Annotated in this window: 14 protein-coding genes and 3 tRNA genes; 12 read left to right on the top strand and 5 right to left on the bottom strand. The window is 68.6% G+C overall.

The features are described 5' to 3' along the window. Nucleotides 1–11: 11 nt before the first annotated feature. The 3 genes from FDO69_RS33095 to FDO69_RS33080 all read right to left on the bottom strand — a co-directional run bounded on the left by FDO69_RS33095 (nt 12) and on the right by FDO69_RS33080 (nt 2153). Nucleotides 12–815, bottom strand: coding sequence for a RipA family octameric membrane protein (locus FDO69_RS33095; protein ID WP_199838346.1), 804 nt, complete (start codon nt 813–815; stop codon nt 12–14). Between the two features lie 3 nt (nt 816–818). After that, nucleotides 819–1208 (bottom strand): TIR domain-containing protein, encoded by a 390-nt coding sequence (locus FDO69_RS33085; protein ID WP_199838345.1) that lies wholly within the window; start codon nt 1206–1208, stop codon nt 819–821. A 75-nt stretch (nt 1209–1283) separates the two neighbouring features. Then, nucleotides 1284–2153 (bottom strand): hypothetical protein, encoded by an 870-nt coding sequence (locus FDO69_RS33080; protein WP_138430245.1) that lies wholly within the window; start codon nt 2151–2153, stop codon nt 1284–1286. 301 nt (nt 2154–2454) lie between these two features. On the opposite strand from FDO69_RS33080, the gene FDO69_RS41025 reads away from it, so the two are divergent. From FDO69_RS41025 to FDO69_RS33065, 4 genes are all read left to right on the top strand, one after another. Beyond that, nucleotides 2455–2557 (top strand) — tRNA-OTHER (locus FDO69_RS41025). A 254-nt stretch (nt 2558–2811) separates the two neighbouring features. Next, entirely contained in the window at nt 2812–3639 is an 828-nt protein-coding gene (locus FDO69_RS33075; protein ID WP_104785579.1) for a hypothetical protein, read from the top strand. A 370-nt stretch (nt 3640–4009) separates the two neighbouring features. Then, a complete protein-coding gene (rox, locus tag FDO69_RS33070; RefSeq protein ID WP_104785576.1) occupies nt 4010–5440 on the top strand; it encodes a rifampin monooxygenase in 1431 nt (476 codons plus the stop codon). Nucleotides 5441–5854: 414 nt separating this feature from the next. Beyond that, complete coding sequence (locus FDO69_RS33065; RefSeq protein ID WP_104785573.1) at nt 5855–6067, top strand: hypothetical protein; 213 nt, start codon at nt 5855–5857, stop codon at nt 6065–6067. A 28-nt stretch (nt 6068–6095) separates the two neighbouring features. On the opposite strand, the gene FDO69_RS33060 is transcribed toward FDO69_RS33065, so the two are convergent. Next, nucleotides 6096–6752 carry an NAD(P)H-binding protein gene (locus FDO69_RS33060; RefSeq protein WP_104785570.1) on the bottom strand — a complete coding sequence of 219 codons (657 nt, stop codon included), beginning with the start codon at nt 6750–6752 and terminating at the stop codon, nt 6096–6098. A gap of 886 nt (nt 6753–7638) precedes the next feature. Beyond that, on the bottom strand, nt 7639–8898 hold the full coding sequence (locus tag FDO69_RS33055; RefSeq protein ID WP_104785567.1) for an amidohydrolase family protein: 1260 nt from the start codon (nt 8896–8898) through the stop codon (nt 7639–7641). A gap of 281 nt (nt 8899–9179) precedes the next feature. Here FDO69_RS33055 and FDO69_RS33050 point away from each other — a divergent pair. The 8 genes from FDO69_RS33050 to FDO69_RS33015 all read left to right on the top strand — a co-directional run bounded on the left by FDO69_RS33050 (nt 9180) and on the right by FDO69_RS33015 (nt 13222). Further along, nucleotides 9180–9252: transfer RNA gene (locus FDO69_RS33050), tRNA-Thr, on the top strand. Between the two features lie 47 nt (nt 9253–9299). Then, nucleotides 9300–9372: transfer RNA gene (locus FDO69_RS33045), tRNA-Met, on the top strand. 90 nt (nt 9373–9462) lie between these two features. After that, entirely contained in the window at nt 9463–9627 is a 165-nt protein-coding gene (rpmG, locus tag FDO69_RS33040; protein WP_003948671.1) for a 50S ribosomal protein L33, read from the top strand. A 100-nt stretch (nt 9628–9727) separates the two neighbouring features. After that, nucleotides 9728–10180, top strand: coding sequence for a MaoC family dehydratase N-terminal domain-containing protein (locus tag FDO69_RS33035; RefSeq protein ID WP_104785564.1), 453 nt, complete (start codon nt 9728–9730; stop codon nt 10178–10180). A gap of 8 nt (nt 10181–10188) precedes the next feature. Next, nucleotides 10189–10617 carry a MaoC family dehydratase gene (locus FDO69_RS33030; RefSeq protein ID WP_104785777.1) on the top strand — a complete coding sequence of 143 codons (429 nt, stop codon included), beginning with the start codon at nt 10189–10191 and terminating at the stop codon, nt 10615–10617. 113 nt (nt 10618–10730) lie between these two features. Further along, entirely contained in the window at nt 10731–11285 is a 555-nt protein-coding gene (locus tag FDO69_RS33025; RefSeq protein WP_170320977.1) for a TetR/AcrR family transcriptional regulator, read from the top strand. A 91-nt stretch (nt 11286–11376) separates the two neighbouring features. After that, entirely contained in the window at nt 11377–12813 is a 1437-nt protein-coding gene (locus FDO69_RS33020; RefSeq protein WP_104785558.1) for an MFS transporter, read from the top strand. Between the two features lie 31 nt (nt 12814–12844). Further along, nucleotides 12845–13222 (top strand): DUF3291 domain-containing protein, encoded by a 378-nt coding sequence (locus FDO69_RS33015; protein WP_104785555.1) that lies wholly within the window; start codon nt 12845–12847, stop codon nt 13220–13222. Nucleotides 13223–13240 lie beyond the last annotated feature (18 nt).

Genomic DNA, 13240 nt, shown 5'->3' with positions numbered 1-13240 from the left:
CGCCTGTCAGTTCATGGTTTCCAGAGACCGACGGCAACTAGGGATGCACCTGTAGCCGCAAGGGCATACAGAGCGGTTAGCAGATGGGGTGCCCAGATTTCACGCGATGTGGAAGAGCGGTATACCTTGGGGTTCTGGCCCCGCTCTAGAGCCTCCCACTCGGAATAGAAGATTGCGGCAGGCAGAAAGCGTTCAAGGCGATTAATTACCGCAAATTTTCCTGTATTAAGTTGCCCAAATGAAACGATGAGACTCTTCCAGGCGTGGGCGAGGATAAGTCCTGTCAGTGCGATCACGAGGACACCAACAGATTTGAGTACTTGGCTTCCTCCTGCCTTGATGAAGAAGCCGAGCCCTGTCAGGATCACGCCATTCGCCGTGATGAAGAAAGTATTCACGCCCTGACGGCGGCCTACAAGTCCTTCTGAGCTCTGTACCATAAGTTTGTATAGCTCAAAAATTCGCTCCTTATCCTCTTCCGTCACTGGAGGGCCGTACGGAACCAGTGCCTGGGTGACCCGATCCTGGCCCGGCAACTGCTCGGCCACCTTCCGAATAGCCACCACGAAAGCCGCGTCCTGCTGTTGCACCGATGATGGAAGTTGGTCGTACGGAAGAAGATGGGCGTGGGAGGGGTCATGCTTCATCTGCCAGGCACTCCAGACGTCATGTACGTCTGAAGCGGTTACGTCCACGCCCTTGGCGAGAACGAGTGCCGCATACATGTTGAGCAAGTCATCCACGTTGACGTGAGGTAAGACGGAGCCTGGAATCTCAGCCCGAATGTCAGCGGCCACCTGCTCAAGGTAGTTCATTCATCACACCCATGTTGAGAGCCATGAAGAGATTTGAGTGAAGTCCCATCGGATCACGCTCTCAGGGGGGAGGCCGTTCGGAATCGGGTGTGTTTCTCCATCATTCACCTGAATTCCGAAGAGTTGATGGCCTTGCTCAAGGGTTTCCTTGATCTCCCATTCCACCGGCTCCGACTGGTGTGTAGTTGCCCCGATCAGAACGATGGTTCCCCTCGTCTCGGAAATCCTGCGCTTGCACTGCTTTTTCCATGACGAGTCGGAAGGGTCTTGAATCGAGTAGTCGATGAACTCCACTTGGTTTTGCGTGTTTCGCGCACGTTCCTTCAGGAAGTCCCGGGCCCAGCGATCTTCCATGCGGAAACTGATAAAGGCCCTCGGGCGTTCCATGTCCATACCTCGCCTCTCTTAATGGCGGGTATTCTAACACTGTGTGTTCACAGAACGGACAGCTACGGTAAAAAGCCAAAGCTAAACAGGGCGCAGGGTAGCCATGTTGTCCCTTTCTGCTCCATCTGGACCCTGCCACCTGACGGTGCAGTTGAATTGGCTAGGGCTGCCCATGGTTAGTGCGAGTGGGAACCGAATCTCCGAGTCGGGGGCGATCACATCGATCGCTTGGTCGTCGTCGCGTAGGACCATGTCATCGTCCGGCTCGATGGAAAAAGTCACATTCCTTGCTGGAGTGCGCCCCTTGTTTGTGAGTACGATGAAGTGAGACCTGCGAGTGCGGACCCTTCCTTTTGAGTCTGTTTCTACCCTTTCCCTGAAGTCCACACTCGGCCATACTCCGGGGTCTTCCTCTGGTGTATGGGTTCTTGCGCCGGAAGCCCTCGCCATAAACAGCGTTGCCTGCCTGCTCAAAAGATTATCGATCCTGCTCGCCAGTTCGGCCTCGTCAGCATAGGTCATCACCAAGGCGTTCGGTTCCAGGCTTCTGAGGTAGTCACGCAAGGCAATTTGCTGATCAAGGTCGCTGTTGGACACCGGTCGGGTGCAGTGCAAAATAGTCACTGATTTGCCAGCGCGAGCCATACGCTCAATTTCTTCGGCTGTGCCCGAGACTGCCCGGTCCGATCCTGTTCCCAAACGCGTCCAAAAGATAGCAAGGGCCATATCTGCACCGTCGACGAGTTGTCGATTGATGGTGTCCTGAGGGTGCTCGCCAAATCCTCCAGAAGCATGCTCCCCCCACCAGATAGGGAGAATTGTCAGCTGGAAATGCTGCCCATAGTTGACGTTCCATCGGTTTACTGACCGATGGATTACCTCTCGGTCTTCTTTGGTGACGTCTCCCGGGCAGGAGATCAGCAAGTGCAGCGTTGTGGCCTGGTATGCCATGGGCTACCCCTTCACTCTGGCGCACGAGAAAGATTGCCATAGTTGAGGTCAGCGAGACGTCCCGTTCGACAAGTTGTTGCAGTTGGCTGACGGTCTGGTCAGGAGGCGCTCCATGGTCGACGCCTACTCACCCGCGGCACGCCCGCTTGGGCTGTCTCTAGCCGGCACGAAGCGTCCGGCAGCGCTGACGGCAACGACGGCATACGAGAGCAACACGCGCAGCCTGGACAGTGCCGACGCAGGCCGATGGGGTCGACGTGCTCACCAGCCTGCCGTGCCCGGATTCCCCCACGTGTCCCCCGGCAGTGGGCGAACTGTGCAAAACCGCAGGTCAGCCGCCACAACCTGAGCTCGCTGTAAATCTGCCGGCTCAGCCTTCCCAGGTTCGAATCCTGGCGCCGCCACACTGGGGAAGACCCCCTCTCATCAGGTTACTCACTTGGTCGGAGGGGGTTTTCGCTGTCTACGGTCAGCATCACCCACCTCGTCTTCCCTCCTGGTCGCCCCGGCCCTCGGCCCCAGCCTCCGGTCCACCCAGGGTGCCGCAGATGTCCGCCGAGGCGTGAGCATGATCACTTCCACTCCCCAGGCCGGAGGGCATGAACGCGTCAGAGATAGGCTGCCGCCTCTCGTAACGGCACCCTTCTGAAGAGGTGTAATGAAAACAGGCAGACGAACCGTCGCGGTGGCCACGCTCGCGGGGGCGCTGGGACTTTCGGTGCTGAATGCGCCGGCGGCTCAGGCGGCGGACACCGGCATCACCGTGTCGGACATCGTCATCAACAACGGCAAGCCGATCGTCGTCGGCACGTCGAAGGTGGTGGAGCCGCCCATCAGCTTCAACATCGCGCTGCCCTCCGGGTACAGCACCGCAGACCCCTCCCGCTACGACGCGTACCCCTTCCTCTACCGCGGCAGCATCAAGACGGCGGCCGACTCGGGCGAGAACTTCATCCAGCCGGGCAGCTACACCTGCTACGAGATCGACTCCAAGCACGCTCGCTGTGAGGGCGACCTCTACATCGACCCGCACCCGAGCCAGGAACACGTCGATTCCAACAGCGACGCCACGACCTGGAAGGTCGGCGTCTCGCTGAAGCTGTGGAAAGCCGACGGCGGCCTCAAGACCGGGGAACTGGAGACGCGGTCCACGACCGCTCAGCTCAAGCGCGCGGCCAAGGCCACCACCGACGCCTCGCCGGAGCCGGTCACCAAGGGCAAGACGATCACCGTCACGGGCAAGCTGACCCGGGCGAACTGGAGCACGAAGAAGTACGACGCCTACAGCGGCCGTACGGTCAGCCTCCAGTTCCGCGCCAAGGGCACCGACAGTTACAAGACGCTCAAGAAGGCCACCACCAGCAGCACCGGGGGGCTGAAGACCACAGTCACCGCCTCGGTCGACGGCTCCTTCCGCTGGGTGTACTACGGCAACTCCACGACCGGCGTCGCCACCGGCGCGGCCGACTACGTCGACGTGCGCTGACGCCCTCGGCAACCGGGCCGGGATCTCGAGTTCACCCTTCCCCGGCCCGGCCATTGGCCCCGTAAAACCGGGAAGCCCCCTCTCATCTCCACAGAAGCAGATGAGAGGGGGCTTTCCTCGTTCCATCAAACGACGTTTCCTCAAATCGACTCCCTCACGTCAACGGCCATGCACAGCGGCCTGCAGGAAGGCATCTGACCTGCCGTTACGCAGAGAGGAGAGAGGGGTCGGCGCACATGAGAAAGGCAAGGAGTCACCTGCTCCTTGCCACTCTCAACGTATAGCGCATGGGGGGCCTTGCGGCAAGGCCCCCGTGGTGCCGCACAATCTTCGGCCTGAAGTCAGAAACGGGCGAAAATTGGGGTCTGCCTTGATCGATGTGGTCGTTGCCGGCGGTGGTCCGACCGGAATGATGCTGGCCGGGGAGCTGCGGCTGCACGGCGTGCGTGTGCTCGTGCTGGAAAAGGAGGCGGAGCCGACCCCGTATGTTCGCGCGCTCGGCCTCCATGTGCGCAGCATCGAGATGCTCGACCAACGCGGGTTGTTGGAACGCTTCCTCGCCGAGGGCAGCAAGCACCCGCTCGGCGGCTTCTTCGCCGGACTCGCCAAGCCGGCACCCGACCGGCTGGACACCGCGCACGGGTACGTCCTCGGCATCCCGCAGCCCGTCACCGACCGCCTGCTGGCCGAGCACGCGGCCGAGCTCGGCGCCGAGGTCCGGCGCGGCTGCGAACTGGTCGGGCTCAGCCAGGACGACGACGGTGTGACCGCCGAACTGGCCGACGGCACGCGGCTGCGCTCCCGCTACCTCGTCGGGTGCGACGGCGGTCGCAGCACGGTGCGCAAGCTGCTCGGCGTCGGTTTTCCCGGCGAGCCCTCCAGGGTCGAGACGCTGCTGGGCGAGATGGAGGTGGCCGCGTCGCCGGAGGAACTGGCGACCGTGATGGCCGAAGTCCGCAAGACCCACTTCCGGTTCGGGGCCATGCCGATCAGAGACGGGGTCCACCGCGTCATCGTGCCCGCCGAGGGCGTGGCCGAGGACCGCTCGGTCCCGCCGACCTTCGAGGAGTTCAGGCAGCAGCTGCACAAGTTCGCCGGCACCGACCTCGGTGTGCACTCACCGCGCTGGCTCTCCCGCTTCGGCGACGCCACTCGGCAGGCCGAGCGCTACCGCACGGGCCGGGTCCTGCTGGCCGGCGACGCCGCGCACGTTCACCCGCCGACCGGTGGGCAGGGGCTCAACCTCGGCCTCCAGGACGCCTTCAACCTCGGCTGGAAGCTGGCCGCCGAACTGCTCGGCTGGGCACCGGAAGGGCTGCTGGACAGCTACCACACCGAGCGCCATCCGGTGGCCGCCGCAGTGCTGGACAACACCCGCGCGCAGATGCACTTGCTGGCGCCCGAACCGGGACCGCAGGCCGTGCGCCGGCTCCTGGCGGAGCTGATGGACTTCGAGGACGTGAACCGGCTCCTGATCGAGAAGGTCACCGCGATCGCCGTCCGCTACGACTGCGGCGAGGGCCACGAACTGCTCGGCCGGAGGCTGCGGGACGTGCGCTTGCAGCGGGGCCGCCTCTACGAGCGGATGCGTGACGGCCGCGGACTGCTGCTCGACCAGACCGGCGGCCGGCTGTCGGTGGCGGGTTGGTCGGACCGGGTCGGCCACGTCGTCGACGTCAGCGAGGAACTCGACGTGCCCGCCGTGCTGCTGCGACCGGACGGACACGTGGCATGGGTCGGCGACGACCAGCAGGACCTGCTCGACCGGCTGCCCGGGTGGTTCGGATCGGCAACCGGCTGAAGTGGCTTCGTGCGGCCGGTGGGGGTGGGGTGTGCGGGCGGGCCGGACGCCCCACCCCAACCGGCGCCCCACCGCAACCGGCGCCCATGCCCACCGGCGCGCCCACCACCGGCGCCCATGCTCACCCGCGCCCACGCCCACCCCGGCCCAGGGCGGCTACTCGCCGACGGCGTGGGCCAGTTCGATGTCGTGGTCGTCCACACCCGTACCCGGGGTTGACTTAAGCAATCGTATCGGCGCGGAAACGCGTGCGCAGGGGGCACGTGAAAGGGGGCCGGTCGCCGCAAGGGGCCTGACAGGGGGCACGTGAAAGGGAGCCAGTCGCCGCAAGGGACCTGACAGGGGGCACGTGAAAAGGGCCGGCCGCCGCGGGGGAGGGGCATGACTGTCCGACCCGCGCGGCACACTGGCCCCATGCCCTCCCGCCGCAGACTCTGCCCCGAGTGCCGCCGCGAGATCGCCGTGGTCGCCGGGCGGTACGCACGCCACGACCCGCCCGGCGCCCGCGAGCACGGCGAACTCACCTCGTGCCCGGGATCCCGCCGCCAGGCCCGCCCCGGCCCTGAGCAGCCGTCCCTGGACGGCTACACGGTCCCGGACTTTCCCGGCCAACTGCCTCTGTTCTAGGCCCCGACGAGTCGCCGGCCGCGAAACCTCAGTTCCCGGCCACCGACTTCACCGCCACGGACACCGGCACCGGCCCGCCGATCAGCTCCAGAGTGAGGCCGGCCGTCGCCGAGGTGTCCACCAGCTCCGCCAGCACGGCGGCCACGTCGTCGCGCGGGATCGGACCGCGGCCCGTGCGCGCCTCCAGCCGTACGAGACCGGTCCCGGCGTCGTCGGTGAGCTGGCCGGGGCGCAGGATCGTCCAGTCCAGGGCGTCCAGGCCGCGCACGTACGCGTCCGCCTCGCCCTTGGCCCGCAGATACACGTCGAAGATCTCGTCACCCTGGTGACGCGGGTCGGCGCCCATGGACGACACGACCACGAAGCGCCGCACGCCCGCCCTCACCGCCGCGTCCGCGAAGAGGACCGCCGCGGCCTTGTCCACCGTGTCCTTGCGGGCCGCCCCGCTGCCCGGCCCCGCGCCCGCCGCGAAGACCGCGGCGTCGGCGCCCCTGAGCCGCTCCGCGACCTCGTCGACCGACGCCGACTCGAGGTCGAGCACGACCGGGTCGGCACCGGCCTGCCGCAGCTCGTCGGCCTGTTCGGCCTTCCGGATGATCCCCGCTACTTCGTCCCCGCGCGCGGCGAGCAGCCGCTCCAGCCGCAACGCGATCTGACCATGACCACCAGCGATGACAATGCGCATGCCTTCGACCGTACGCCTCGACAGCCCCCTCCGCCGCACGACTTGGACCACGCCCCGCCGAAGGCCTACGGCACCCTGCTGCCGGGGGTTACGCCCCCTCGCCCGGCCGCAGGCCTGTGGCCCCTGGCCCCCGGTCTTGCCGCGGGCTTACGGCCCCTCGCCCCGCCGAAGGCCTACGGCACCCTGCCCTGCCGGGGCTTACGCTCCCTCGCCCCGCCGCAGACCTGCGGCCCCTGGCCCCGGTCTTGCCGCGGGCTTACGGCCCCTCGCCCCGCCGAAGGCCTACGGCACCCTGCCCTGCCGGGGCTTACGCTCCCTCGCCCCGCCGCAGACCTGCGGCCCCTGGCCCCGGTCTTGCCGCGGGCTTACGGCCCCTCGCCCCGCCGAAGGCCTACGGCACCCTGCCCTGCCGGGGCTTACGCTCCCTCGCCCCGCCGCAGACCTGCGGCCCCTGGCCCCGGTCTTGCCGCGGGCTTACGGCCCCTCGCCCCGCCGAAGGCCTACGGCACCCTGCCCTGCCGGGGCTTACGCTCCCTCGCCCCGCCGCAGACCTGCGGCCCCTGGCCCCGGTCTTGCCGCGGGCTTACGGCCCCTCGCCCCGCCGAAGGCCTACGGCACCCTGCCCTGCCGGGGCTTACGCTCCCTCGCCCCGCCGCAGACCTGCGGCCCCTGGCCCCGGTCTTGCCGCGGGCTTACGGCCCCTCGCCCCGCCGAAGGCCTACGGCACCCTGCCCTGCCGGGGCTTACGCTCCCTCGCCCCGCCGCAGACCTGCGGCCCCTGGCCCCCGGGTCTTGCCGCGGGCTTACGCCCCCTCGCCCCGCCGCAGATCCGTGGCCCCTGGCCCCGGTCCTGCCGCGGGCTCACGCCCTTCGCCCCGCCGCAGGCCTACGGCACTTCGCCCCGCCCCTGCCGGGGCAGCCCCAGTTCGACCGAGGCCGCCGAACTGCAGTACTCGCGCACCGCGCTGGTCCGTGCCACCACGCGCCCCTGGTGTACGACGATCCGGCTGTACGCCAGGGACAGCACCCCCGCGAGCCCTTCCCCGCGCACCGCGAGCAGCTCGGCCGGGAAACCCGCCTCCACCCGCACCTCCGGCAGCCCCAGTACCGCCCGCGCCGAGGAGCTCACCGCGTCGTACGCCTCCTCGGGCGGCAACCCGTAGCGCGAGGCCAGCAGGAAGGCCGCCTCCAGGGGATCGCCGCGCCCCACCGGGTTGGACACGTCCCGCAGCGCCCCGCTCCCGGCGGCCACCCGCACCCCGGCCGCGCGCAGCAGCCGTACCGGAGCCGCCCCGCGCCGGTCGACACCGCCGCAGCCGCCCTGCGGCAGGCACGCCACGGCCACCCCGGCCGCCGCGAGTTGGTCGGCCGTCCGCGAGGCCACCTCGGAGGGCAGCCGGCCCAGGTCGCCGCACGGGCTGAGGGTCACCCCGGGGCGCAGTCCGCCCGCCATCGCGGCGAGCCGGGCCAGCCGGGCCGGGTCCCCGGCGTCCGTGTGCAGGTCGACAGGGCAGCCGTGCTCGGAGGCCATCTCCAGGACCGCCTCCACGTACCCCGCCGGATCCGGGTCGAGGTCCGGCCTGCCGCCCACCACCGAGGCGCCCATCTTCACCGCGTCCCGCAGCATCGCCAGCCCGTCCGCGCCGGCCACCCCGGTCAGCACCCGGGGCATCGCCACCGTCGTCAGCTCCGCAAGCCCTCGCAGCGCCCGCCGCGCCTGCAGCACGGCCGTCAGCGCGCCGAGGCCCTGGACGTCCCCCACGCGCACGTGCGCCCGCAGCGCCGTCGCCCCGTGCCCGAGCTGGAGCAGCGCGGCCTCCGTCGCCCGGCGCTGCACGTCCTGCGGCTCGTACGAGACCGGCCCTGCGGTGTCGGCCGACAGGGCCGTGTCGGCGTGGGCGTGCGGCTCGGCCGGGGCCGGCAGCAGCAGATAGCCGCTGAGGTTCACACGTGCCCCGCACGCGCGCTTGTCGCCCGCTCCCAGGCTGCCGGCCGTGCCGACCGCCTCGATGCGCCCGCCGCACAGTCGTACGTCCACGGTCCGGCCGTCGGTGAGCCGCGCCCCGCACAGCAGCAGCGACGACGGGTCGGCCGGACCCGGCGAGGACGACGGGGGCGGTGGTGGCTGCGGCCGGCTGTCGGGCATCGCACTCCAGGGGCTCGGGCTGCGCACGGGAGGACGCGTGATCACGCAGAGTGAGACGAGCCTAGGGCGGCCTCAAGCCCCTGGCGGGGAGGAGCGCAATAGTCGTACCGGCGTGGTCTGCCGGTGGTCCGCCCCGGGTCCCGCCATGCTCCGCTGAAGGTCCGCTCATGGGGCGGGAGGCGTTCTCGAGGCTGCCGGGAGGACGGTCCGAGCGCCCGGGGAGGGTGCCTCGAAACGGATTTGGGCGAACGGCGGCCGAGCGTGTAATGTCTTCATCGCTCGCCCCAATAGCTCAGTCGGCAGAGCGTCTCCATGGTAAGGAGAAGGTCAACGGTTCGATTCCGTTTTGGGGCTCTGGTGTGACTGGCTCCCGTCGCGAGACGGGGTCCGGACCACATCAAAGCGGTGTAGCTCAGTCGGTAGAGCAAGCGGCTCATAATCGCTGTGTCACCGGTTCAAGTCCGGTCACCGCTACTGACAGTAGCCGATTGCGGGGTCGGTCCTTCGATCGGCTACTCTTGCTTGCGTTGAACATGTCCATCCGTTCGTCTTAGGAGCACTCACGTGGCTGCCACCGACGTCCGCCCGAAGATCACGCTGGCCTGCGTGGAGTGCAAGGAGCGGAACTACATCACCAAGAAGAACCGGCGTAACAACCCGGATCGTCTTGAGATGAAGAAGCACTGCCCGCGTTGCAACGCGCACACCGCGCACCGCGAAACGCGATAAATCAGGCTCGTACGCGAGGCCGTTCCCGAGTGATCGGGGACGGCCTCGCGTCGTTGAGGTACCCGTACCGGTCAGTAGAGCTACCAGGAGGTGCCGAGCCATGGCGCTCGACCAGTCCTTCGTGGGGCGGACGTACCCGCCCACCGCGCCCTACGAGGTGGGCCGGGAGAAGATCCGTGAGTTCGCCGAGGCGGTCGGGGACGACAACCCGGCGTACACGGACGCGGAGGCCGCCAAGGCACTCGGTCACCCGGACGTGATCGCCCCGCCGACCTTCGTCTTCGCGATCACCTTCCAGGCCGCCGGTCAGGTCATCCAGGACCCGCAGCTGGGCCTCGACTACAGCCGCGTCGTGCACGGTGACCAGAAGTTCTCCTACCGCCGCCCGGTCCGCTCCGGCGACCGGCTCTCGGTCACCTCCACCATCGAGGCGATCAAGTCCCTCGCGGGCAACGACATCGTGGACATCCGCGGTGAGGTGCACGACGAGGCCGGCGAGCACGTGGTGACGGCCTGGACCAAGCTCGTGGCCCGTGCGGCCGAGGAGGCGTGAGCGACACCATGACCGCCAAGATCTCCTACGTCGACGTCGAAGTCGGCACCGAACTGCCGCCGCAGACCTTCCCGGTGACCCGCGCGACCCTCGTCCGGTACGCGGGCGCCTCCGGTGACTTCAACCCGATCCACTGGAACGAGAAGTTCGCCAAGGAGGTCGGCCTGCCGGACGTCATCGCGCACGGCATGTTCACCATGGCCGAAGCGATCCGGGTGGTCACCGACTGGACCGGCGACCCGGGCGCGGTCGTCGAGTACGGCGTCCGCTTCACCAAGCCGGTCGTCGTCCCGAACGACGACCAGGGTGCCGTGATCGAGGTGGCCGGCAAGGTCGCCGCCAAGCTCGACGACAACACGGTGCGCGTGGACCTGACCGCGACCTGCGCCGGGCAGAAGGTGCTGGGCATGTCCAGGGCGGTCGTACGACTCGCCTGAGACGGTTGGCGACACGACGTAAGGGGCGCTCGCCATGGCGGGGCGCCCCTTACGCATGGCGCGGGCAGAGCACCGCTTGACAGAGTTAGTGATTGAGCACTAACTTCACTTTCATGGCCAGGATGAGTGCGGAAGAGCGGCGCGAGAGCGTCATCCGGGCGGCGACGACCGAGTTCGCCCGCGGTGGCTACCACGGCACCTCGACCGAGGCGATCGCCCGCCGGGTCGGCGTCTCGCAGCCCTATCTCTTCCGGCTGTTCCCGGGCAAGAAGGCGATCTTCCTGGCGGCGGCCGAGCGGTGTGTCGAGGACACCATCCGGATGTTCGCGGAGGCGGCCGAGGGGCTGGAAGGCGAAGAGGCCCGCCATGCCATGGGTGAGGCGTACATCGAGGCCATCTCCGAGCAGCCGGAGCGGCTGATGATGCAGATGCAGATGTACCTCGCCGTGGCGGCCGCCGAGGAGGAGGGGGACCGCGAGTTCGGTGAGGCCGTGCGCGCGGGGTGGATGCGGTTGTGGGACACCATCCATCTGCCGCTGGGCGCCGACGCCCACGACACGACGACCTTCCTCGCGCAGGGCATGCTCATCAACTGCCTGGTGGCCATGGGCTTTCCGGCCGATCACCGGGTCTGGGCGGGGCTGGGCCCGTCGGAGTCCGACGGCTGACACGACAGACGAGGAGGCCGGGCCTTTTCATGACCTCGAAAGTTAGTAATCAATAACTAATCGATCACGGCACACACTCCATGGGGGAGCGATGTCACAGCCGACCGCACGTCGCGGGGGAGCCGCCTGGGCCCTCGTCATCACCAGCGTCGCCGGGTTCATGGCGGCTCTCGACAACCTCGTCGTCACCACCGCCCTGCCCTCCATCCGCGAGGACCTCGGCGGCGGCCTGCACGACCTGGAATGGACCGTGAGCGCCTACACGCTCACCTTCGCCGTCCTGCTGATGTTCGGCGCGGCCCTCGGCGACCGCTTCGGCCGCCGCCGGCTCTTCATTGCCGGCCTCACCGTCTTCACCGGCGCCTCCGCCGCGGCGGCCATGGCGCCCGGCATCGACTCCCTCATCGCCGCCCGGGCGGTCCAGGGCGCGGGCGCCGCGGTGATGATGCCGCTGACGCTCACCCTGCTGACCGCAGCCGTGCCCGCCGCCAAGCGCGGCATGGCGTACGGCATATGGGGTGCCGTCAACGGACTCGCCGTCGCCTCCGGGCCGCTGGTCGGCGGCAGCCTCACCGAACACATCTCCTGGCAGTGGATCTTCTGGCTGAACGTCCCGCTGGGCCTGGCCCTGCTGCCGCTCGCCCGGCTGCGCCTCGCCGAGTCCCACGGCACCGGAGCGCCGCTCGACGTCCCCGGCACCCTGCTTGCCAGCGGCGGCCTCTTCGGCATCGTCTACGGCCTGGTCCGCGGCCCCGCCGACGGCTGGACCGGCGGCCTGGTCCTCACGGGTCTCTTCGCGGGCACCGCGCTGCTGACCGGCTTCGTCCTCTACAGCATCCGCGCCAAGAACCCCATGCTCCCGATGCGGCTGTTCCGCTCCCGGGCCTTCGCAGGCATCAACGCGGCCAGCCTGCTGATGTTCCTCGGCATGTTCGGCTCGATCTTCCTGCTCAGCCAGTACATGCAGGGCGTTCTCGGCTACTCGCCCACCGAGGCGGGCCTGCGGATGCTGCCCTGGACCGGAATGCCGATGCTGATCGCCCCGATCGCCGGCATCCTGGCCGACCGCATCGGCGGCCGCCCGGTCGTCGCCGCGGGCCTCTTCCTGCAGGCCCTGGGCCTCGGCTACATGGCGGTGGTGGCCACGGCCGACGCCTCCTACGCGGCCCAGCTGCCCGCCCTGATCATCAGCGGCATCGGCATGGCGCTGTTCTTCGCCCCCGCCTCGCACCTGGTGATGTCCAGCGTGCGGCCGTCGGAGCAGGGCATCGCCTCCGGCGCCAACAACGCCCTGCGCGAGGTGGGCGGGGCGCTCGGCATCGCCGTCATGGCGTCGATCTTCGCGGCCCAGGGCGGCTACGAGACCGGCCGGACCTTCGTCGACGGCATGCGGCCCGCCCTGGTGACGGGCTCCGCGGTGGTCGCCCTCGCGGGCATCGCCGCCCTGCTGATACCGACCCGGCGGCGCACCGAAGGGCAGCCCGCCCCGGCCGAACCGGCACCGGTCCTGGAGACGGCCGCCCACTGACCCCCGTCGGAACCGAACAAGGAGAAGTGGCATGCCCACCCTTCCCTGGACCGTCCCGAACACCCCGCCCGACACCGAGGTGCACGTCTTCGCCTCCCGCTTCGAGACCCGCACGCTGTGGGGAGCGCTGAAGTTCCTCGCCGGGACGCCCGCCGTCTGGCGGCAGGTCCGCCGCAGCCCCGGCGTCTACGGAGCGACCCTGAAGGCGAAGCCCCTGAAGCGGACCTTCTGGACCCTGTCGGCCTGGGAGTCCAAGGACGCCCTGCACGCCTTCGTCCGCGCGGGCGCGCACGGTCCGGCCTCCAGGGGCCTGGCCCCGCAGATGAAGGACTCGGCCTTCATCACCTGGCAGGCGAGCAGCGACGACCTCCCGCTGCCCTGGTCCGAGGCGCTGCGCCGGCTGCCCTGACAGCCACCACGCGCGCGT

Source organism: Streptomyces tibetensis (assembly GCF_007655005.1).
In the GTDB taxonomy this organism is placed as follows: domain Bacteria; phylum Actinomycetota; class Actinomycetes; order Streptomycetales; family Streptomycetaceae; genus Streptomyces; species Streptomyces tibetensis.
This window is presented reverse-complemented; position numbering and strand designations above follow the sequence as displayed.